Origin of the sequence: Peptacetobacter sp. AB800 (assembly GCF_047807365.1) — a bacterium.
Classification (GTDB): domain Bacteria; phylum Bacillota; class Clostridia; order Peptostreptococcales; family Peptostreptococcaceae; genus Peptacetobacter.
The window spans coordinates 1-311 of record NZ_JBLOUI010000111.1 but is presented as its reverse complement, the minus strand read 5'-3'; the positions used below and the strand labels follow the sequence as shown (position 1 = coordinate 311).

Here is a 311-nt window from a genome sequence, read left to right as displayed (position 1 = left end):
CACCCCGCGATATTGTATAAGTGCCGAAGACCGGAATCGAACCGGTACGGGAGGATAAGTCCCGCAGGATTTTAAGTCCTGTGCGTCTGCCAGTTCCGCCACTTCGGCTTATTTTGCCCTCTTTTCTTGTTAAGGACAAGTATTATATTAACATATTCATTTGAAAGTGTCAATATTTTTTTCAAAAGTATTATACTTTCAAAACTACATACATATTAATCAAATTACCAAATATTTTCTTGGTCAAGTCCTCGACCTATTAGTATCGGTAAGCTGCATACATTACTGCACTTCCACCTCCGACCTATCAA

At 39.2% G+C, this 311-nt stretch carries 1 tRNA gene and 1 rRNA gene; both read right to left on the bottom strand.

The features are described from left to right. Positions 1-21: 21 nt before the first annotated feature. Positions 22-108: transfer RNA gene (locus tag ACK2WN_RS12370), tRNA-Leu, on the bottom strand. Between the two features lie 131 nt (positions 109-239). Beyond that, positions 240-311, bottom strand: a 23S ribosomal RNA gene (locus ACK2WN_RS12365); the annotation flags it as partial.